General features: G+C 63.1%; 20 protein-coding genes. 14 read left to right on the top strand and 6 right to left on the bottom strand.

Annotated features, from left to right (window positions below):
* Entirely contained in the window at positions 1–384 is a 384-nt protein-coding gene (locus DAES_RS10270) for a RidA family protein (protein WP_013514958.1), read from the top strand.
* 238 nt (positions 385–622) lie between these two features.
* Positions 623–1,414 carry a 2-amino-3,7-dideoxy-D-threo-hept-6-ulosonate synthase gene (locus DAES_RS10275; protein ID WP_013514959.1) on the top strand — a complete coding sequence of 264 codons (792 nt, stop codon included), beginning with the start codon at positions 623–625 and terminating at the stop codon, positions 1,412–1,414.
* A gap of 111 nt (positions 1,415–1,525) precedes the next feature.
* On the opposite strand, the gene DAES_RS10280 is transcribed toward DAES_RS10275, so the two are convergent.
* Positions 1,526–1,834, bottom strand: coding sequence for an Hpt domain-containing protein (locus DAES_RS10280; protein WP_013514960.1), 309 nt, complete (start codon positions 1,832–1,834; stop codon positions 1,526–1,528).
* Positions 1,835–1,966: 132 nt separating this feature from the next.
* Between DAES_RS10280 and mltC the strand changes: the two genes are divergently transcribed.
* Positions 1,967–3,133 (top strand): membrane-bound lytic murein transglycosylase MltC, encoded by a 1,167-nt coding sequence (mltC, locus tag DAES_RS10285; RefSeq protein ID WP_013514961.1) that lies wholly within the window; start codon positions 1,967–1,969, stop codon positions 3,131–3,133.
* Positions 3,134–3,146: 13 nt separating this feature from the next.
* On the top strand, positions 3,147–4,082 hold the full coding sequence (locus DAES_RS10290) for a hypothetical protein (RefSeq protein WP_013514962.1): 936 nt from the start codon (positions 3,147–3,149) through the stop codon (positions 4,080–4,082).
* Between the two features lie 73 nt (positions 4,083–4,155).
* Here DAES_RS10290 and DAES_RS10295 read toward each other — a convergent pair whose 3' ends face one another.
* From DAES_RS10295 to DAES_RS10310, 4 genes are all read right to left on the bottom strand, one after another.
* Positions 4,156–4,512 carry a hypothetical protein gene (locus DAES_RS10295; RefSeq protein ID WP_013514963.1) on the bottom strand — a complete coding sequence of 119 codons (357 nt, stop codon included), beginning with the start codon at positions 4,510–4,512 and terminating at the stop codon, positions 4,156–4,158.
* A 2-nt stretch (positions 4,513–4,514) separates the two neighbouring features.
* On the bottom strand, positions 4,515–5,117 hold the full coding sequence (locus DAES_RS10300) for a hypothetical protein (RefSeq protein ID WP_013514964.1): 603 nt from the start codon (positions 5,115–5,117) through the stop codon (positions 4,515–4,517).
* Between the two features lie 79 nt (positions 5,118–5,196).
* Complete coding sequence (locus DAES_RS10305; RefSeq protein ID WP_013514965.1) at positions 5,197–6,777, bottom strand: glycosyltransferase family 9 protein; 1,581 nt, start codon at positions 6,775–6,777, stop codon at positions 5,197–5,199.
* Positions 6,778–6,877: 100 nt separating this feature from the next.
* A complete protein-coding gene (locus DAES_RS10310; RefSeq protein ID WP_236608398.1) occupies positions 6,878–7,954 on the bottom strand; it encodes a putative nucleotidyltransferase substrate binding domain-containing protein in 1,077 nt (358 codons plus the stop codon).
* Positions 7,955–8,142: 188 nt separating this feature from the next.
* On the opposite strand from DAES_RS10310, the gene DAES_RS10315 reads away from it, so the two are divergent.
* From DAES_RS10315 to DAES_RS10330, 4 genes are all read left to right on the top strand, one after another.
* Positions 8,143–8,409, top strand: a complete 267-nt coding sequence (locus DAES_RS10315) for a hypothetical protein (protein ID WP_041271408.1) — start codon at positions 8,143–8,145, stop codon at positions 8,407–8,409.
* Between the two features lie 2 nt (positions 8,410–8,411).
* Positions 8,412–9,986, top strand: a complete 1,575-nt coding sequence (locus tag DAES_RS10320) for a sodium/solute symporter (RefSeq protein WP_013514967.1) — start codon at positions 8,412–8,414, stop codon at positions 9,984–9,986.
* Positions 9,987–10,178: 192 nt separating this feature from the next.
* Complete coding sequence (locus tag DAES_RS10325) at positions 10,179–10,502, top strand: hypothetical protein (protein WP_013514968.1); 324 nt, start codon at positions 10,179–10,181, stop codon at positions 10,500–10,502.
* Between the two features lie 92 nt (positions 10,503–10,594).
* Complete coding sequence (locus tag DAES_RS10330; protein ID WP_013514969.1) at positions 10,595–13,114, top strand: TIGR03960 family B12-binding radical SAM protein; 2,520 nt, start codon at positions 10,595–10,597, stop codon at positions 13,112–13,114.
* Between the two features lie 4 nt (positions 13,115–13,118).
* Here DAES_RS10330 and DAES_RS10335 read toward each other — a convergent pair whose 3' ends face one another.
* On the bottom strand, positions 13,119–13,496 hold the full coding sequence (locus DAES_RS10335) for a hypothetical protein (RefSeq protein WP_157864846.1): 378 nt from the start codon (positions 13,494–13,496) through the stop codon (positions 13,119–13,121).
* Between the two features lie 258 nt (positions 13,497–13,754).
* Between DAES_RS10335 and DAES_RS10340 the strand changes: the two genes are divergently transcribed.
* From DAES_RS10340 to DAES_RS17355, 6 genes are all read left to right on the top strand, one after another.
* Positions 13,755–15,389, top strand: coding sequence for an ABC transporter substrate-binding protein (locus DAES_RS10340; RefSeq protein ID WP_013514971.1), 1,635 nt, complete (start codon positions 13,755–13,757; stop codon positions 15,387–15,389).
* A gap of 161 nt (positions 15,390–15,550) precedes the next feature.
* Complete coding sequence (locus DAES_RS10345) at positions 15,551–16,528, top strand: ABC transporter permease (RefSeq protein WP_013514972.1); 978 nt, start codon at positions 15,551–15,553, stop codon at positions 16,526–16,528.
* The gene (locus DAES_RS10350) at positions 16,528–17,445 is read left to right on the top strand and encodes an ABC transporter permease (RefSeq protein ID WP_013514973.1); all 918 of its coding nucleotides are present in this window, start codon (positions 16,528–16,530) and stop codon (positions 17,443–17,445) included. The genes DAES_RS10345 and DAES_RS10350 overlap by 1 nt, the downstream gene beginning before the upstream one ends.
* 3 nt (positions 17,446–17,448) lie before the next feature.
* Entirely contained in the window at positions 17,449–18,420 is a 972-nt protein-coding gene (locus DAES_RS10355; protein WP_013514974.1) for an ABC transporter ATP-binding protein, read from the top strand.
* Between the two features lie 2 nt (positions 18,421–18,422).
* Positions 18,423–19,430: an ABC transporter ATP-binding protein gene (locus tag DAES_RS10360; RefSeq protein ID WP_013514975.1), complete on the top strand. Its 1,008-nt coding sequence runs from the start codon at positions 18,423–18,425 to the stop codon at positions 19,428–19,430.
* A 306-nt stretch (positions 19,431–19,736) separates the two neighbouring features.
* On the top strand, positions 19,737–20,468 hold the full coding sequence (locus DAES_RS17355; RefSeq protein WP_013514976.1) for a DUF2971 domain-containing protein: 732 nt from the start codon (positions 19,737–19,739) through the stop codon (positions 20,466–20,468).
* The last annotated feature ends 50 nt before the right edge of the window (positions 20,469–20,518 follow it).

Raw genomic sequence — 20,518 nt, forward strand, 5'->3', positions numbered from 1 at the left:
ATGTCGGACATCGCCCTCATTCACACGGACACAGCCCCGGCTGCTGTCGGCCCATACTCCCAGGCCACCCGGACCGGGAACATGCTCTTTGTCTCCGGCCAGCTCGGCATCATTCCAGGCCAGGGCAAGCTCGCCGAAGGGTTCAAGGCCCAGACGCGCCAGGCCCTGGACAATCTCAAGGCCATCCTCGAAGCGGCAGGGTCGTCCCTGGACCGGGTCCTGGCCGTGGACGTGTTTGTCATGGACATGGCCCGCTTTGCGGACCTCAACGCCATCTATTCGGAATACTTCGGCAACCACAAACCGGCCCGGGCGGCCATCCAGGTGGCCGGGCTGCCCCTGGGCGGACTGGTCGAACTCAAGTGCATCGCCCTTGCGCTGTAGGGCCGCAACAGAAACTCCGCTTGACACCGCCAAACCAAGTCCGGTAAGCCAAAAACCATGACACGCACCACCGCCGCCCGTTTCTTTTTCTTTAGCTTTTTTAACAGGAACGCCTGCGGTCCCGGTGTGCGCTGACATCTGACGAAATGGAATCAGCAACCAAGAGGCCGCGGGCATAGTCCGCGGCCTCTTTCATTTTGGGCCGCACACGCGACCGAAAACCAAAAAGGAGAGCGTCATGCACCTGGGAAAAGCCATCCGCATGGAACGGATCATGAACCGCAACAACGGGCGCACCATCGTGGTGCCTCTGGACCACGGCGTCACCGTCGGCCCCATCTACGGGCTGGTGGACCTGCGCGAGACCGTCAACCTCGTGGCCGAGGGCGGGGCCAACGCAATGCTCATGCACAAGGGCATCCCCCGCTGCTCCCACCGCGCGGGGGGCAAGGACATCGGCCTGATCATCCATCTTTCGGCCTCCACGACGCTTTCGCCCTTTCCCAACGCCAAGACCATCGTGGGCACGGTCACCGACGCCATCAAGCTCGGCGCGGACGCGGTGTCCGTGCATGTCAACCTGGGCGACGAGGCCGAGCCGCAGATGCTGGCCGACCTCGGCAGGCTCTGCTCCGAGGCCAATGAATGGGGGATGCCGGTGCTGGCCATGATGTACGCGCGCGGCCCCAAGATCACCAACGAGTACGACCCGGACGTGGTCTCCCACTGCGCGCGCGTGGGCGTGGAGCTCGGCGCGGACATCGTCAAGGTCAACTACACCGGCGACATCGACTCCTTCGCGCGGGTGGTGGACGGCTGCTGCGTGCCTGTGGTCATCGCGGGCGGCCCCAAGCTGGAGAGCGAGCGCGATCTGGTCCAGATGGTCCACGATTCCATCCGCGCGGGCGGCTCGGGCCTCTCGGTGGGCCGCAACATCTTCCAGCACGAGAGCCCGGCCAAGATCGTGGCCGCCCTACACAAGGTCGTGCACGAAGACTGGGACGTGGATGCGGCCATGGCTCTGCTGTAACAGGAAGTGCAGGCAGGCGGGACGGAACGGCAACGCCCTGTCCGCATGCATGAATATGGAGATGAGTGAAACAGGGCGGACCGGATGCCGGTTCGCCCGTGTCATTGCAGCCTATCGCACGAATTCCACCCGGACGGTGGCCAGATAGCGGGCCATGCCCTCGATAAGAACGAGGCATTGCGCCTCGTCCCCGGCCTTGGCCGCATTCTCAAGCGCAAGGCCGATGTCGCCCATGCCGCGGAACCCGTAGCCATAGCCAGTGCCTCTGGCCGTGTGGCCAAGTCGCTCGAGCGCTGCGAAGTCGCGGGCCGTATGGGCGGCCCGCATGGTATCCACATCCTTGTGCGAACTGGCGAAGAATCGCTCCATCAGTTCCTCAAGGTCGGAATCAATGCGTTCTATGATGGCTGTGTCGTCCATGGTATCCCTTTGCCCGGAGGCGTCCGTGCCGGGTATTGCCCTGACTTGAACTCACCGGGAAATGCCCCTAAGGTTTGCCTGACATTCACCTCTGACACGAACCCTGTCAAGCCTAGGGGTATGGCGCATTTCATGAAACATCTCGTCCTGATGATTGTCCTCTCCCTGCTGCTCCTGCCGCTCGCCTCCTGCTCGCGCTACGACGCGGTCAGGATAGCCAGAGCGGCGGCCACGGGCAGCCCGGCGGCCGCAGCCGAGTCCCTGGCCCGCGACAAGGCCATGGGCTACGCCACCAATCCAGCGGCCCTGGCTACGGACCTGAAACAACTCAAGAAGACCATCGAGGACTTCATCAAGGCCGTGGAATCCGTGTGGGGCAAGCAGGATGCCCGCCTCCCCAGCCCCAGGGAATACGTCAAGTACACCCACAACTATCTCTCGCGGGCCAGCGTGGATTTCGACCAGGGCATCATCACCGTGGAGACCCTGGACCAGCAAAAGCCCCTGGACAGCCTCAGGACAGCCATCGTCACCACCCTGCTGACCCCGGCAGACCCGCGCTCCGTGGACCTGTACACGGCCAAGCCGGTCAAGCTGGGTGACACGCCCTTTCTCTATGGCGAGGTCAAGGACCAGCAGAACGAGGACATCCGCTGGGCGTGGCGGGCCGAGCGGTTCGCGGACCACCTCATCGCCACACGGGTCGCCACGCGGACCGTGGACGGCAGGACCGTGCGCTCCGTGACCATCGCCATGGTCGGGGGCCACCTGGACATCCGCGCCCGCAAGTATCAGGCCCTGGTCGAGGCGGCGGCAAGACGGTTCGACGTGAGCCGGAGCCTTGTATACGCCGTCATCCGGGTCGAGTCGGATTTCAACCCCTTTGCCGTCAGCCACGCCATGGCCGTGGGGCTGATGCAGGTGGTGCCCTCCACCGCCGGGAGCGACGTGTACCGCCTGCTCAACGGGCGTGACGGCCAGCCCAGCCGCGAGGGACTCTTTGACCCGCCCACCAACATCACCTACGGCACGGCCTACCTGCATATGCTCGACACCCGCTTCCTGTCCGGCGTGATCGACCCCGTCTCGCGCGAGTACTGCGTCATCGCGGGCTACAACGGCGGCGCGGGCGCGGTGCTCAGGACATTCGACAGCGACCGGTCGCAGGCCGCAGCGCGGATAAACTCCATGCATCCCGGACAGGTCTATGATACGCTGCGCGCAAGCCTGCCCCACGGAGAGACCAGACGCTACCTGGGCAAGGTGGTCGAGGCCAGAAGACACTTCATCAACTTCTAACCGGTCGCCATCAATGAATATCAACGAAACCATCGCCAGCCTGAGGGAATCGGCCTCGAACTTTGCCGCAGACTTCCTGCCCGGCCTGACGCCCGAGACGGTCCGGCTGGCCGTGGCCGTGACTCTCGGTCTCGTGGCCGTGTCACTCTTCCTCGTTGCCCTGCGCCTGCTCTTTGGCGGTCGCAGGAAACCGGGGCTGGCCAAGCGGGTCAACATCGCCCGCACCCTCCAGCAGCAGGGCGCGATCATCGACCTGCTCGGCAACGGCGACGAGATTGTGGCCGTCCGCTTCGTGATCACCGCCGCCGCCTCGGGCAGGCTCCAGTGCGAGATCATCGAGCGCCTGGATGTCATCCGGACGCCCGAGGGCACGGACGCGGTCTGCGTCTTTGCGCCGGTCAGGGCCGAGGGAGGCCAGGTCAATTCCTTCACCGCCCGGCTCATCGAATCCGACAGGTCGGGCCGCAGGGTGGACCGCATCACCCTGGCTGCGCCCAGCGGATATGCCATGATCCCCCGCCGCAGGCACACGCGCAAACGGGTGGCCGACCAGCAGTTCATCCGCGTCAAGCTGTGGGCGGAGGACCCCTACGCCTCGGACATCCTCTTTGAGGACGCGGCCCCGCACATCGGAGTCAACTCGCTGACGCCCGAGGGCGCGAACCAATCGGCCAACGCGGTGGTCAACATCTCAAACGGCGGGCTGGGCCTGAGCGTTCAGGACCGCTTCATCCCCGAGACCTGCGCCGTGGGCGCTGCCGTGACCCTCAACCTGTTCATGTTCAATTTCCGGGAAAAGACCTTCAAGCCCTACTGGTACAGCGGCTCGGTCCGCTCCATGAAGACCGGGCGTCCCGGCTTCACGCGCATGGGCATCGAGTTCGACGGGTCGGCCCAGCCCCTTGGCCCGGCAGGCGGACTGCGCTGGACGCGCTTTTCCGACGACTGAACCGGCGACGCGAAAAAGCCCCGGCATACACCGGGGCTTTTCGTATTCCAGCCTTTTCGAGGGGAAGGAAGAATCAGCTCTTCTTGCTGACGAAGCGGTCCCTGGCCAGCCGGGGCATGTTGCCCGAGCCAAAACTGTAGCCCGCTATCCTGCGGTTCTGTTTCTTCATGGCCGCAAGGTCGGTCTTGATCGAGGAGTGGAGCTTTCTGGCCTCGCCCGTGATCTTGTCGTGCAGGGATTTCATCTCCACGAGCTGGTCGGCGAGCTGCTCCAGGTGGTCGCGGTCCAGGTCGTTGACGGCCTCGTCAAGAATGCGCTCGCGGTCGCGGGCAAGTTTCTCGGCCTCGTACACGTCGCCCACCACCAGGAAGCCGAGCTCCTTGCGGCCAATGGACAACGCCTCGTCGAGCATCTGGCGTCTGGCGGTCATGTCTACCTCCTGGCGGCCCGGATGTCGTCGCGCAGATTTTTGATGACGCTTTTCCATTTCTCCACCGCGGGCAGAAATTCATATTCGAGCAGGTCGGCCAGCAAAATCCAGTCCTCGTTCTCAAGGACCGAACTCATCTCGGTGAACAACTCGTTGAGGTTCTCGGCGGCCTTTGTGTACTGCGCGTTGTCCTTGAGCGAATACTCGTCGCGCAGCACGCCGATGGTGCGCAGGAAGTTCCTGATCACATCGAGCAGATCCTGGTAGGTGTCCAGGGCCTCGGAGTCGTCGGCCTGCCGGAACAGCTGGGCCACGCGTTTGCCGCCCTCGGCCATGATGTTGACGACCTTGTAGAGCTCCAGAGTGACCTCCACGGCCATCTCGCCCGCGGACATGGTCACGATCTCCAGGGACTGGACTTCGGACATTTCGATGTCCTCGGACTGGTGGGGGTATATCTCGGTGAAGGGCTCGTTGTTGAGCAGCACGTCGGTGACGATGCGGTCTTCAAGATGCCCGTCCTCCACAACCTTGTTGAACACCTGTTCAAGGTTCTGGAAGTTCACGGCTCCAATGTCATACTGCTTGCCATCGATAACGATCATTTTTGTCTCCTCCTCGAAAAGAGATGTTACTTTTTTCCGTAAAAGTCGGTCCCACAAAACCATTCAATATCCATGCCGACTACGAAAAATCATCCGCCAGAGAGGCGAACAGGGCGTGGTATCGCTCGATCAGCCCCAGCAGGGACCCGACATCCTCGCCGCACCGCTGCGACTCGAACATCCACAGCAATCCCAGAATATTGAGCTGATCATTGGCGGCCAGCACGTTTTGCAGCCGCTGCCAGGAGGCCAGGAACTTGGCCTTGGACTGGGACCGGGGCGCGCTCGCGAGCAGCATCCCCTGCCGGGAGAGCAGGAGGAGCATGTCCCTGGCGCTCGTCAAAATTTTGGACAACCCGGCGGCCATGTCCGGGCTCAGACGACGGCCCAGGCCGGTGCCGCAGGGGAGCGCCCCGCCGTCGAGAAAGGGCAGGTAGCTGGCGCGTTGCATGGCGATCCACAAAGCGCGGTCCGTCTCGCCGTGGCCGGACAGGGATTCAAGGTCCGCGATGCCCTGGGGCGCGAGCCGGGTCAGCCAGACGCGCGCGCCAGAAAAGCGACCAGTCTCGTGTGCAGTTTCGTCGCCAGCCAGGAGCCGGTCCAGGGCCGCAGCCATGGCCTGGGGGGTCACGGCGCGGCGGCAGGCGAGATCGTGCGGGCAGGCAACGCCGAATCCGCAGGGATGGCAGGCCATGTCCGGTTCAAGACAGATATTGCCAGGACGATACGGCCCGGTGTCCCAGGGCTGGGCTGTGGCCAGGAAGACCGCGCACACGGGCACGCCCAGCCCGGCGGCCAGATGCATGGTGCCGGTGTCGTTGGTGACCAGGGCGCGGCAGCGGGTCAGGACGCCTGCCAGCTCGACCAGCGAGGTCCGGCCCATCAGATCGACCGCTGGGAAATCCACGCCCGCCCGAATCCGCTCGCCAAGCCCGGCCTCGCCCTGGGCGCCGAGCAGGACCGGGACCAGCCCGTGGCGATCCCAGGCCAGCCGGGCCAGGGCAATGAAATGGTCCACGGGCCAGCGGCGGCGGTCCTCGCTCGCTCCGGGTTGCAGGGCCAGGAAGCCGCCCCCCTGTCCGGCCTCGTGTCCGGCCTCGTGATCCCCGGCCAGCAGGGCGTCGGCCCTGGCCAGGGTTGCGGCGTCCGGCCTGGCCAGGGTCAAGGTATTGCCCTCGTCCCCAAGCCCGGCGGCGCGGCGGAAGATGTCGCAGAGGTTGAAGGGGCTGGCCCCGCGGTTGGCCCCGGCCATCTGGAGAAAGGCGGCCCAGGCCGAGGTGTCGGCATTGAACCCGAACTCGTCGAGGCTGAATCCGGCCACGTCGGATCCGACCGGGGCCAGGACGCGGGTGAGCAGGCGCGACGAAATGGAGGGGGTCAGGTTGACCACCAGCTCTGCCGGAAACGCCGCCAGGACCTCGGCCCCGAAACCGGCCATGTCGCGCACCGCCAGACGCCAGTCGGCGTCGAGCCGGGCCAGCAGCCCGGCACCGGGCAGCGGAAAGACACGGTCCACCCCGTCGAGCAGGCTGGCCGCCGAGGCGAAATTCTCAAGACAGACCAGCCCCACCCTGTACCCAAGACCGGCGTAGCCGGAAATCACGGGCTGTGTCTGGATGAGGTCGCCGAACCGGGTCAGGTTGATGATCAGAACATTCACAAGGGCATCCTTGAATTGAACGGGCGTCAACAGAGCGTCATCAAACAATCGGTCCAAAGGGCCGATGCAAATATGACGCCGCCCGGCACAGCCGGGCTGCTCACAGCCCGGCTCCGGCCTGAACCAGCCGCACCAGCTTCTCGACGGCCTGGATGGCCGCCTTGAGCCGCGCCCGCTCCGCAGCGTCGAGCTGCGACGGATCAACATAATTGTGGGGCGGCACCCCCTCGGCGTCGCAGGCCAGCCCGATATCGAGCCGCTTGCGCTGGAGGCATTCCCAGGCGTCGAGCAGCCGCCCGCCGTGCCCGGCGGTGACATGCCCGGCCTGGGCAATGGCCCGGATGCGGTCGCAGGTGTTGTGCGGAGCGAGGTTGTATTTGAGGGCAAGGATGCGCGCGCTGTTGGTCAGGTGCGCCAGCACGCTGTTCTTTATATTGATATGGCCGTGCCACGGCCCGGTGCGCTCGGTGATGAACGCGCCGTAAAAGGTCAGGGGAAGCTTGTAGTCCGTCAACTCGCCGATGAGCAGGGACAGGGCGATGGGCTTGGTGCGGACGTATTCCCACAATCGCGTGCGTAGCCGCGTCACCTCGTCCTGGGGACCGAACACGCCCTTGAAGTCGAGGATCAGGCCCGACTGCCAGGCACCCTTCTCCGCAGGGTTGGAGAGCCAGCCCGTGAGCCGGGCCAGCCAGGTGTCGAAACTGCCCCGCCACGCCTCGTTGCTGACCATGACCCCGCCATCGCACAAGGGGATTCCCGCCCCGTCCAGAGCCACCACGATGGACTGGGCCACATCGTCAAGATCATCCGGGTCAGGGTCCACGCCCATGAGCAGCCCGTTGTCCTGGTCCGAGCCGATGACCTGCTCGTCGCGACCGCCAGAGCCGAATTCGAGAAAGGTGCACTGGCGCAGCCAGGGATACTCCTGGGCGTGCGCCTCCAGCACGGCCTGGATGACCGAGCGGTTGTAGGCCGAAAGCCGCTTGCAGGTCTCCTCGGCGGTCAACCCGGTATCGAGCCAGTCCTGCACGAGATCGCGCCGAGTGCTGCGCAACCCGGCCAGCTTGCCGTCGCGGGCCATCTGGAGCAGCTCGCGATCAAGCCCGGCGGGCGCACCGAAATGACCGCCTGAAAGCGCTCCCGGAAGACGCGAATGCCCTGATTCGTCGCTCAATTTCGACTCCATGGCCGCCCTGGCGACCGCTTACCTGTCAAATGGACCCGTTAACCGCAGGGGCCAATGGTCCGATTCCCGCGACCGGGCGAGTTTGACCGTTTACCTGAAAAGCCATGCATCGTGCATCAATCCTACTTTAAAACAGGCTCAACAGCAAACCTGCCAACCAACAAGGGGGAACAATCATGGATCAAATCGAGGCCATCAGAAAAAAACAGCTCAACTTCGCGCTTGGTATCGGCATCCCGTACTTTGCCTTTGTCATCGGCATCTTCCTGCTCGTCTACCTGGCAAAGGACGCGGTCACCCAGATCAGCATCCTGAACTTTCCCCTGCACTACTGGCTGGTGGCGGTAGCCATCTACCCCATCACCTGGGGACTGTTCATCTGGTACGTGGGCAAGGCCAACGCCATTGAAGACGAAATCGAATCCATCGTGCAAGGAGACTGATCATGGAAGCTGGATATCAAATACCCATCACCGCCCTGGTTCTCATAGGGCTCATGCTGGCATTCACGGTGGTCACCACCGTGATGTTCCGAAAACAGAAAACCTCAGCCGACTATTACCTGGCCGGACGCAAGGTCAACTCGTTCATCAACGCCTCGGCCATCTCGTCCGACTACCTCTCGGCGGCCTCGTTCCTGGGCGTGGCCGGCGTCGCCTTCCTCTTCGGCTTCGACGGCATCATCTACGCCCTGGGCTTCTTTGTCGGCTACATCGCCCTGCTCCTGTTCCTGGCCAGCCCGCTGCGCAAGTTTGGCCGCTACACGGTGCCCGATTTCGTGTCCGAGCGGTTCCACTCCAAGACGGCGCGCATACTCGGCGTCGTCGGCGTGCTCTTCATCTCGCTCTTCTACATGGCCCCGCAGATGCTGGGCGCGGGCAAGGTCATGGGCCTCTTGCTGGGCATGGAATACAAGACGGCCATCATCGTCATCGCCCTGATCATCACCGTCTACGTCACGGTGGGCGGCATGAAAGGGACCACGGTCAACCAGCTGGTCCAGTTCTGGATCCTGTTCGGCGCCATGTTCCTGCTCGCCTTCATCCCGTTCGTCATCAAGGGATACACCTACACCGACGTGGTGCAGTTCCTCGCCTCCTTCAAAGGCCCGGCTCCCGAGGCAGGCAAGATGTTCGACGGCGCGGCCTACACCTCTCCCGGCTTCTGGCTGACCAGCCTGAAGGACACCCTGTCCCTGCTCCTGGCGCTCATGTTCGGCACCGCCGGACTGCCCCACATCCTGGTGCGCTTCTACACCGCGCCCGACGGCAAGGCCGCGCGCCGCACGGTCATCTACGTGCTGCTGCTCATCGGCATGTTCTACATCCTGAGCCCTTACGTGGGTCACGTCATCCGCTACATCTATCTGCAGGGCGACACCCTGGGCGTCAGCCAGCACCAGATGGCCTGGCTGGCCGACAACGGCCAGAACCTGGCCGTGCCCGTGGCCGGTTCGTACTTCGGCGGCCAGATCCTGCTGGGCATCGTGGTGGCCGGAGCCTTTGCGGCCATCCTCTCCACCGTGGCCGGGCTGATCATCGCCTGCGCCGGGGCCATCGGCCATGACCTGGTGGTCAATGTCTTCAACCCGACCATGCCCGAGGTCTCCCGCGTCAAGGTGGCCCGCGTGGCCTCGGTCTTCGTCGGCCTGCTGGGCATCCCGCTGGGATTGTGGGCCGAGAACATGCAGATCGCCATCCTCGTGGGCCTGGCCTTTGCCATCGCCGCCTCCACCTTCTTCCCGGTGCTGGTCATGGGCGTGTGGTGGCCGAGGATGACCAAGAACGGTGCCTGCGCCGGGCTGGTGGTCGGCATCACCGGCTCATTCGCCATGATCCTGGGCAAGGACATGCTCCCGACCTTCCTCCAGTTCAACAACCCCGGCGGATTCGTCATGCTCGTGAGCTTCCTCGCCATCTACGTGGCCTCGAAGCTGGAGGTCGCCTCCAAGGGCGAGGCAGCCCTGCCCCACGACACCAAGGAAGTCATGGCCATTCTGCACGGCCCTGAACGGGCATAGCTCCACTCACTCACACGGTCGTGTCCGTGACCGGGGATGGACACGGACACGACCCAGGCGGGGGCCGTCGCAGCAGCGACGCGCCCCCGCCGCCTTTTCACCCGGCCCGCCCGCCAGGGCACTGGCCGCTTGACACCACGCCATGCCATACATACTTAAGAGGCCGACCCACAACACCAAGGAGACTTTTCCATGAGCTATGACATCAGGCTGGTCAAACTCGTCAGCGGCGACATGGTCGTCGGCAAGTTCGACACCGCGGCCAACAGGATCGAGGACCCCGCGACCATTCAGGCCATGCCCACGCAGCAGGGAACCCAGATGGTGCTGCTGCCCTTCGGCTACCCCTTTGACCAGGAAATGCACGGCTGGATCTCCATGGACCACGTGCTCTTCGAATACAAGCACTGCCCCGAGGAACTGAAGAACAAGTACATCGAGGCCGTCACCAACATCTCCCTGTCCAGCGGCGGGCTCGACCTTTCGAGCACGGGCGGCGGACTCAAGCTGGTCTAGCTGACCCCGATCCGACACACCAGGGAAGCGGAGCCGGTTCCTGAACGGACCGGCTCCGCTTTTCATTGAAACCCGCGCGAGGCTCTTGGAACATGAAGGAATTGCTGCCCATATTGCCCCGCCCCTCCCGCTATATCGGGAGCGAATGGGGGGCCGTGCTCAAGGACCCGGCCACCGTGACCGTGCGCTGCGCCCTCGCCTTTCCCGACATGTACGAAGTGGGCATGTCCTACCTGGGGCAGAAAATCCTCTCCGAGGCGGTCAACGCCCATCCAGGGTTCTGGGCCGAGCGCGTCTACACCCCGTGCCAAGAGACGGCGGCCATCCTGCGCAGCCACGGCGCGCCCCTGGCCACCCTGGAATCCGACACCCCCCTGGCCAAGATGGACGCCATCGCCTTCAGCCTCACCCACGAGCTGTGCTACACCAATGTTCTCTACATGCTCGACCTGGGCTTCATCCCCCTGCGCTCGGCAGAGCGCGACGAGCACCACCCGCTGATCATCGCCGGGGGCGGCTCCACCTTCAACGCCGAGCCCGTGGCCCCGTTCTTCGACGCCATGGTCCTTGGCGACGGCGAGGAAGCCCTGCCCGCCATCCTGGCCCGCATCGAGCAGAGCCGAGAGGCCGGAGAATCCAGGGCGCAACTGCTGCGCGGACTGATCGACATCCCCGGCGTCTATGTGCCGTCTTTTTTCGAGGATCAAGGGCCGGGCCTGCCGCTCAAGCCGCTGGTGGCGGGATACGAGACGGTCGAAAAGGCCGTGGTGGACGATCTTGACGCAGCCCCGTTCCCGCGCCGCACCGCCGTGCCCTATGGCGCTGTCCACGACCGGCTGACCATGGAGATCGCGCGCGGCTGCACGCGCGGCTGCCGGTTCTGCCAGGCGGGCATGATCTACCGCCCGGTGCGCGAACGCTCGCTCGACACCCTGGACGACATCCTGACCAGGGGACTGGCCGAGACCGGCTACGAGGAGACCTCGATCCTCTCCCTGTCCACAGGCGATTTCTCGGCGCTCGACACCTTCTTCACCCGCAGCTTCGACAAATGCGCCGCCGAACAGATATCCATCTCGCTCCCCTCCCTGCGCGTGGGCTCGCTGTCCGCGCCCATCATGGAGCGCATCTCGTCCATCAGGCGCACCGGCGCCACCCTGGCCCCGGAGGCGGGCAGCCAGCGGCTGCGCGATGTCATCAACAAGGGCGTGACCGAGGCGGAACTGGTCGAGCACGTCCGCCTGCTCTTCGAGAACGGCTGGCAGGGGGTCAAGCTCTACTTCATGATCGGCCTGCCCACCGAGACCGACGCGGACCTGGACGCCATCGTCGATCTCTGCATCAAGGTGCGCGACGCGGCGGGCTGGCACATCAAGCGGCTCCAGGTCACGGCGGCGGTATCGCCCTTCGTGCCCAAGCCGCAGACCCCGTTCCAGTGGGACCCGCAGCTTCCCTATGCGGAAATATACCGGCGCATCGGCTACCTGCGCGACCGGTTCCGCGCCCACAAGCGGATCAATCTGAAATTTCACGAACCAGAGATGACCACCCTCGAAGGGCTGTTTTCGCGCGGCGACCGACGGCTGGCCGAGGTGGTCGAGCGGGCCTACCGCGAGGGCGCGCTCTTCTCCAGCTGGAAGGACCACCTCTCCCTTGCCCCGTACAAACGGGCCGTGGAGGAACTGGGCCTCTCCTGGGACGAGTACACCGGGCCACGCGACCCGGAAGCCCCCCTGCCCTGGGATCACCTCTCCTGCGGCCTGACCCGGGGGTTTCTGCTGACCGAGCGCAAGCGCGCCCTGGCGGGCAAGGTGACCGAAGACTGTCGCTACGCCGCCTGCCGCAACTGCGGGGTGTGCGGCCATGACGACCATGTCTCGACCCTGACCGCCCAGCGCCACAAGGACATCCGGCCCAGGCTCGTCTTTGCCGGGCGCGACCAGGAGGGCGAACAGCCACCCTATTCGGTGGAAAAGCCGGACCTGACCGTCCGGGGCTCCCATTTTCGCATCTGGTACGAGAAGACCGGACCAGCGGCCTACCTGAGCCAGCTTGAGTTGCAGGCCGTGTTCGAGCGCGCCCTGCGCCGGGCCGGGCTGCCGCTGAGCTTCTCCGCCGGGTTCCACCCCATGCCCAAGCTCTCGTTCGGCATGGCCCTGCCAGTGGGCGTGTCGAGCCGGGAGGAGTGGATCAACGTCTTCCTGCGCCAGGATTTCGACCCCGAGAACGTGCTCGAAGGGCTGCGCCGGGCCATGCCCCTGGGGCTTGCCCCCCTACGGGTCGAACGATTGTCCATGGGCAAGAGCCAGCCCCAGCCCGTCGAGGAAACGTATGCACTGCGCGTGCTCGACAACGTGGCCGGGCGCATGGCCCAATGGGCCGCATTCCTGGCCAGGGACCAGTGGCTGATCACGAGACAGGCCAGGAAAGGAACCAGGGAACTGGACATCCGCCCCCTGATCCGGGAGGCGGCCATGGAGGGCGACACCGTGACCATGACCTGCGACTGGCGCGCGGGCTACTTGAGCCCGCTGGCCCTGGTCCAGGCCGTCATGGACGGGGCCTCGCTCCTCGACTTCACCCTGACCAAGACGGCCCAGCGGTTCGCCTGAGCGGTCAGAACAGGCTGGTCCCGGTGCCCACGTTGACGCTCACCCGCTTGTAGACCTGCGCACTCCCGCCGCCCGCGGGCTCCATCCTGATCAGCACGTCCGTCAGGCCGTTCTCAAGGGTGGTGAACATGTACCGGGCGCGCCGCCCGCCCTCGTCATACTCCAGGTAGTGGTCCAGCCGGAGCACGCCCGGATCGAACGCGGCCCCCGTGAGCGTGTGCCCGTTCCTCGGCTGCGGCATGACCAGGGCGAGCACCTGCCCCTTTTCGATGGTCACGGAAAAATCAAAACCGTCATCCAGCGCAAGAACTTTCGACGGCCCTGGCCGGGTGATCGGACCGTAGGACGCGGCGCAACCGGCCACAAGAAAAACAACCAGCACAAAACAACTGTTTAAAAACATTTTCCTGAACATTATTCTCCCGATGCTCCTTGCACAAACAACGTGTCCGCTATTGTTAAAATCCTGCGAAGCGTGTATTCATTTCATGTTTTCGTCAGCCCCTTATACAGCGTTGCCCGGCCAAGGCAAACCCCTGGCCGCGTGCGCAATACGCACGGCCCGCTGCGTCGGGGGCATGGAGAGGTTTGGTTACGCCCACCCCGTTTGGCGTATTATTTCACTTATGGAGGAACCCCTATGAAACTGTCGTCGATGAAATCCGCCGGCACCTTCTCCCTGTTCATTCTCGCCACCGCCCTATGCGCCCTGCTGCTGGCCGGGTGCGGCGCAGACGAGCCCAAGGAACAGGCCGAGAAAGCCGCCCCCGAGACCCCTGCCGCCCCCGCAAAAGTGACCCTCAAACTCGCCTTTGACGCCGACCCGGTGTCGCTCGACCCGCATGTCCAGCTCTCCGGCGGCATGCTCCAGCTCTCCCACATGGTCTTCGACCCGCTGGTCCGCTATGACAGCAAGGACATGCACTTCGTGCCCCGCCTGGCCGAGAAATGGGAGCGCATCGACGACCTGACCATGCGCTTTTTCCTGCGCAAGGGCGTCAAGTTCCACTCGGGCAACGAATTCACCGCCGAGGACGTGGCCTTCACCCTGGACCGCCTCAAGAAGAGCGACGACTACAAGGGTCTCTTCGAGCCTTTCGTGGCCGCCAATATCATTGACCCCTACACCGTGGACCTCGTCACCTCCAAGCCCTATGGCCTGGTGCTGAACATGGCCACCTACCTCTTCCCCATAGACAAGAAATTCTACACAGGCACAGATGACAAGGGCAAGCCCAAGGACCTGATCATCAAGACCGACTACTCCTTTGCCAACGACAACGAGTCCGGCACCGGCCCGTTCGCCGTCACCTCCCGCGAGCAGGGCGTCAAGACCGTGTTCACCCGCTTTGCCGACTACTGGGACAAGAGCGGAAACGTGGAGGAGATCGTCCTCACCCCGATCAAGAGCGACGCCACCCGCGTGGCCGCCCTGCTCTCCGGCGACGTGGACTTCATCAACCCCGTGCCGCCCCAGGATCTGGACCATCTCGGCAGCGCCCCGGACATCAAGCTTGTCACCATGTCCGGCACGCGCATCATCACCTTCCAGCTCAATGGCGAGCGCAACCCGGCCCTGAAGGACCCCAAGGTCCGTCTGGCCATGGACTACGCCTATGACAACAATGGCGTGGTCGAGAAGATCATGAACAACTTCGCCACCGCCGCAGGCCAGATGAGCCCGGCCAGCTATGTGGGCCACAACCCCGCGCTGACCCCCCGCTTTGACCTGGAAAAGGCCCAGGCCCTGATGGCCGAGGCCGGGATGGCCGACGGTTTCGAGGCGACCATGATCGCCCCCAACAACCGCTACGTGAATGATGCCCAGATCGCCGAGGCCTTTGTGTCCATGATGTCCAAGATCAACATCAAGATCAGCCTCAAGACCATGCCCAAGGCACAGTACTGGGACGAGTACGACGCCCAGGCAGCCGACATCCAGATGATCGGCTGGCACGCGGACACCGAGGACTCCGGAAACTTCTACGAGTTCCTGTCCATGTGCCGCAACGCCGAGACCGGCTACGGCCAGTACAACTCCGGCAACTACTGCAACGCCAAGGTGGACGAGCTGACCCTGGCCGCGCAGACCGAGACCGACCCGGCCAAGCGCGCCGCCATGCTCCAGGAAGTGGAGCAGATCCAGTCCGACGAGGCCGGATACATCCCCCTGCACTGGCAGAACCTCTCCTGGGCCTCCAAGAAGAACATGAACACCGAGGAAATCGTGAACGTCATGGACTTCCCGTACTTCGGAGACCTGATCATCCAGTAGCCTTCGGGCCGCACTTGCATACGACGTAAAAGAGAACTAAGGGGAACCCTGGCTGGACCGGGGTTCCCCTTTGACGCAACACTTGGGGCCGCGCCAGCGCCCCGGGATGCAGCCCATCCGGGAGCCGCATCGCAAAAACGCCTAGCAAGAAACGAGAAGCCATGTTCGCATTCGCAGTCAAACGAATCCTTCAGGCGATGATCGTCATGCTGATCATCAGCTGCATCGGATTCGCCATCAAACACAACTTCGGCGACCCGGTCCGCGACCTCGTGGGCCAGCGCGTCACCCCTGCCGAGCGGGCTGAAATCCGTGAACAGCTCGGTCTCAACGACCCCTTCCTGGTCCAGTATGTCCGATTCCTGGGCGCTGCGGCCAAGGGAGACCTGGGGCTCAGTTATTTCTTCAAGAAGCCGGCAACGGAGGTCATCCTCAAAAAGGCCCCGGCCACCCTGGAGCTGGTCTTCTGCGCCGCGCTGATCATCACCCTGCTCTCCGTGCCGCTCGGCATCTACGCGGCCATCAAGCCAAAGAGCCTCCTGAGCCGGATCGTCATGGGCGTGTCCACCGTCGGCGTGTCCATGCCGGTCTTCCTGACGGCCATCCTGCTCATCTACATTTTCTCGGTGGAGCTGAAATGGCTCCCCTCCTTTGGCCGGGGCGAGACCGTGCTCCTGTTCGGCTGGTGGGAAAGCGGGCTGGTGACCTGGGACGGCCTGCAACACCTGATCATGCCGTCCGTGGCCCTCTCCTCCATCATGCTCCCGCTCTTCATCCGCCTCATCCGCTCGGAAATGATGGAGGTGCTTGAGAGCGAGTACGTCAAGTACGCCTGGGCCAAGGGGCTCAGGCCCCGGCGCATCTGGTGGGTCCACGCCTTCAAGAACACGCTGCTCCCGGTCATCACCGTGGGCGGCGTGCAGCTCGGCATCATGGTCGCCTTCACCATCCTGACCGAGACCGTGTTCCAGTGGCAGGGCATGGGTTCCATGTTCATCGAGTCCGTGGAGCGGTCCGACACCTCGCTCATGGTCGCCTATCTCGTTTTCGTCGGCTTTGTCTTCGTGCTCGTCAACACGGCGGTGGACATCATCTACGGACTGGTCAACCCCATGGTCCGCGTGGCGGGGAGGAAGTGATGCGCGCCAGATGGAACCGTTTCAAGGAATCCTACATGCTCCACAGCTTCCTGCGCGACCCCGTGGCGCTGGGGAGCTTCATCATCCTGGCGCTGCTGGTGTTCTCGGCCTTTGCCGCGCCGGTCATCGCCCCGCACAATCCCTACGACTCGCGCACCATCAACGTCATGGATGCGCAGATTCCCCCCGCCTGGACAGAGGGCGGCAACGCCAAGTTTCTGATGGGCACCGACGCCCAGGGCCGCGACATCCTGTCCACCATGCTCTACGGCATGCGCGTCTCGCTGCTCATCGGCGTGGGCGCGGTCTGTCTGCAGGCATTCATCGGCATCATCGTGGGCCTGCTCTCCGGCTATATCAGACGGCTCGACACCATCCTCATGCGCATAGCCGACGTGCAATTGTCCTTCTCCACCTACATGGTCGCCATCTTCATCGGGGCCATTGTCCAGACCATATTCGGCGTGGCCGGGTACAACAAGGTGGCCGTGCCGCTGCTCATCGTCATCATCGGCCTGGCCGAGTGGCCGCAATACGCGCGCACCGTGCGCGCCTCGGTGCTGGCCGAGCGCAAGAAGGAATACGTGGAGGCAGCCAGGGTCATCGGCCTGCCGCGCATCCGCATCATGTGGCGGCACATCCTGCCCAACACCCTCTCGCCGGTGCTGGTCATCTCCACCGTGCAGGTGGCCAACGCCATCATGAGCGAGGCCGCCCTCTCCTTCCTCGGCCTTGGCATGCCGGTGACCAAGCCGTCGCTGGGCTCGCTGATCACGGCGGGTTTCCAGTACATATTCTCCGGCTCGTGGTGGATCACCATCTTCCCCGGCATCCTGCTCGTCACCCTGATCCTGGTCATCAACCTCCTTGGCGACTGGCTCCGGGACTTCCTCAACCCCAAACTGTACAAGGGGTAGATCGTGGAACCACTCATTGAAATCAAGAACCTGCGGGTGGACTTCGCCCTGCGCTCCGGCATTGTCCGGGCCGTGCGCAACGTCAGCCTGACCATACACAAGGGCGAGCGGCTCGGCATCGTGGGCGAGTCCGGGGCGGGCAAATCCGTGCTCGGCTTCTCCATCATCAATCTCATCTCCAAGCCGGGCCGGATCACCGACGGCCAGATCATCTTCAAGGGCGAGGACATCGCCAAATTCCCCTACGAGAAGATGCGCACGATCCGGGGCAACCGCATCGCCATGATCTTCCAGGACCCGATGATGACCCTCAACCCGGTCCTGACCATCGGCACCCAGATGAAGGAGACCATCCACGCCCACATGAAGGTGTCGGACAAGGAGGCCGAGGCCATCTGTCTGGACAAGCTGCGCAAGGTCTACATCCCCTCGCCGGAAAAGCGGCTGACCCAGTATCCCCACGAGTTCTCGGGCGGCATGCGCCAGCGCATCGTCATCGCCATATCGCTTTTGACCAGCCCGAGCCTGATCATCGCCGACGAGCCGACCACGGCCCTTGACGTGACCATCCAGGCCGAGATCATGGATCTGCTCCTTGAGCTGTGCAAGACCGAGAACATGGGCCTGATCCTCATCACCCACGACCTGGCCGTGGTCTCCGAGGTCACCCAGCGCATCGCCGTGCTCTATGCGGGCAAGGTGGTGGAGGTCGGCCCCACCCGGCAGATCATCGACAACCCCCAGCATCCCTACACCCAGGGGCTGATCAAGGCGCTGCCCCAGATGGCGGGCGGCAAAAAGCGGCTCAACCAGATTCCCGGCATGATGCCCTCGCTGCTCGACATGCCCGCCGGGTGTCCTTTCCAGACGCGTTGCCCGGAGCGCATCGAACGATGCGCCAGCGACGTGCCCGTGCTCTTCGAGAGCCCCCGCGGGGCGCAGGTCGCCTGCTTTGTCCGCGAAGGAGGCAGATGACCATGAATCCCATCCTGGAAATCAAGGACATAGACAAGCACTTCGACATCTCCGGCTCGATGCTTGACCAGCTCAGGCTCAAGGGCGGCAGGATCGTCCGCGAGCGGACCGTGGTCAAGGCCGTCAACGGGGTGTCCCTGGACGTGCAGCCCGGCGAAACCCTGAGCGTGGTGGGCGAGTCCGGGTGCGGCAAATCCACCCTGGCGCGCACGGTCATGGGCCTGTACCAGCCCAACCGGGGCGAGATTCTCTATCGCGGCAAGCGCATCGACAACCTCGGCTCCACGGCCATGCTCCCCTACCGCACCCGCATGCAGATGGTCTTTCAGGACCCGTACGCGTCCCTCAACCCGCGCATGACCGTGCGCCAGATCCTTGAGGAGCCGGTGCGGTTCCACAACCCGGGAATGACGGCCAGCGATGTCAGGAAAAAAGTGGCCGAGGTCATGCTCCAGGTGGGCGTGGACCCGGTCTGGGCCAGCAACTTCCCCCACGAGTTCTCGGGCGGGCAGCGCCAGCGCATCTCCATTGCCCGCGCCCTGGTGGTGGGCCCGGAGTTCATCGTGGCGGACGAGCCCATCGCCGCGCTCGATGTCTCCATCCAGGCGCAGATTCTCAACCTGCTCATGGACGCCCAGGAGCAGTTCGGCCTGACCTACCTGTTCATCAGCCACGACCTGAGCGTGGTCCAGCACATCTCCACCCGCGTGGCGGTCATGTACCTGGGCTGCGTCTGCGAGCTGGCCACGGCCAGGGAGCTCTTCACCAGCCCGCGCCACCCCTATACCCAGGCCCTGCTCTCGGCCATCCCCCGCCTCGGTGGCCGGGCCCACGACCACGTCAAGCTCTCCGGCGACGTGCCCACCCCCATCAACCTGCCCTCGGGCTGCGTCTTCCATGGCCGCTGCCCCCACGTGGGCGAGCGGTGCAGGCGCGACATCCCGGCCCGCCTGACCCTGCCCACCGGCTCGGTAGTGGCCTGCCACGCCGTGGAGGAAGGCCGCATCTGATTGGAGTTCATCCATTGAAACAAGAAGGGGGACGGCCATACAGGCTGTCCCCCTTTCCGGTTGGCGGTTTTAGAAATATCTGATTTTGATACTTCGCATGTGACAGATGTCAAGAAATTGGTATGGTGTCCCTCTAATTCGTGAAAGGCAAGGAAACGGAAACCGAAGAAGCCGCGGAACTCACCCCGCCAGGGGCGGCGGTGTCAGGTGAATACTATCTCTGTACATACATATCTTCAGTGTTAAGGCTTGGTGAAATGATGCACAGTGAAATTAAAGCTACTACTGAAAGAGACACTAAGAAATATGGAAGAAATTCAAGACGGTAAGGTTATTTGGGGCGAGACTCTCTGGAGATATTTTTCTACTGATCGATTCGTCGATTTCTTGGAGTCATCTTCTCTTTACCACGCAGCCGCGTCTCAATTTGAGGATATATTTGAAGGAGCTGCTACTATTACTCACCCAGCAGTTGAAAATGATGAAACGAACAAAGGTGTTGAGCCTCTTGAAAGGGCTTTTGCCGATTTGCGACGCATGACAAAGATTAGTTGCTGGCATCGGTCATCATATGAAAGCGATGCTATGTGGAAGCTATATGCTCAGTCTCGAAAAGGAGTAGCTATATGCACCACTCCTGAACTTATATCACTTTCAGCGGAACCATTTAGGCTGAAGCCTGAGTATGGCATCGAAGTTCTCCGAGGTGGTCCTGTTGAGTATGTTGATCTTTCGAAAGAAAAACTAAGGCGGTCGATGCTAGGCATTTTTTATTGCAAGCATATGGCTTTTAGCTGGGAAAAGGAATTTCGTTTGACTATATCATTAAGGTTGGCATCAGAGTTCGGCGTGCAAATCCCAGATGAAGGGATCAAGGTTGGATTTGATCTTCATCGTCTTATTAATCGTATAGTTTTAGGACCAAATTTAGAGGACGATGAGAAGAAGAGAATCATAGACGCAGCAGGTGAACGAGGTCTTGAGGATAAAGTGGAGCTTTCAACGCTAGTTTATACCCCTCGATATATAGCAATTTAGGGGGTGTCTTTCCTAGCCATTGGAAATGAAGCTTTGTTCCAAATAATGGC

Origin of the sequence: Pseudodesulfovibrio aespoeensis Aspo-2, assembly GCF_000176915.2 — a bacterium.
GTDB classification, from domain to species: Bacteria; Desulfobacterota; Desulfovibrionia; order Desulfovibrionales; family Desulfovibrionaceae; genus Pseudodesulfovibrio; species Pseudodesulfovibrio aespoeensis.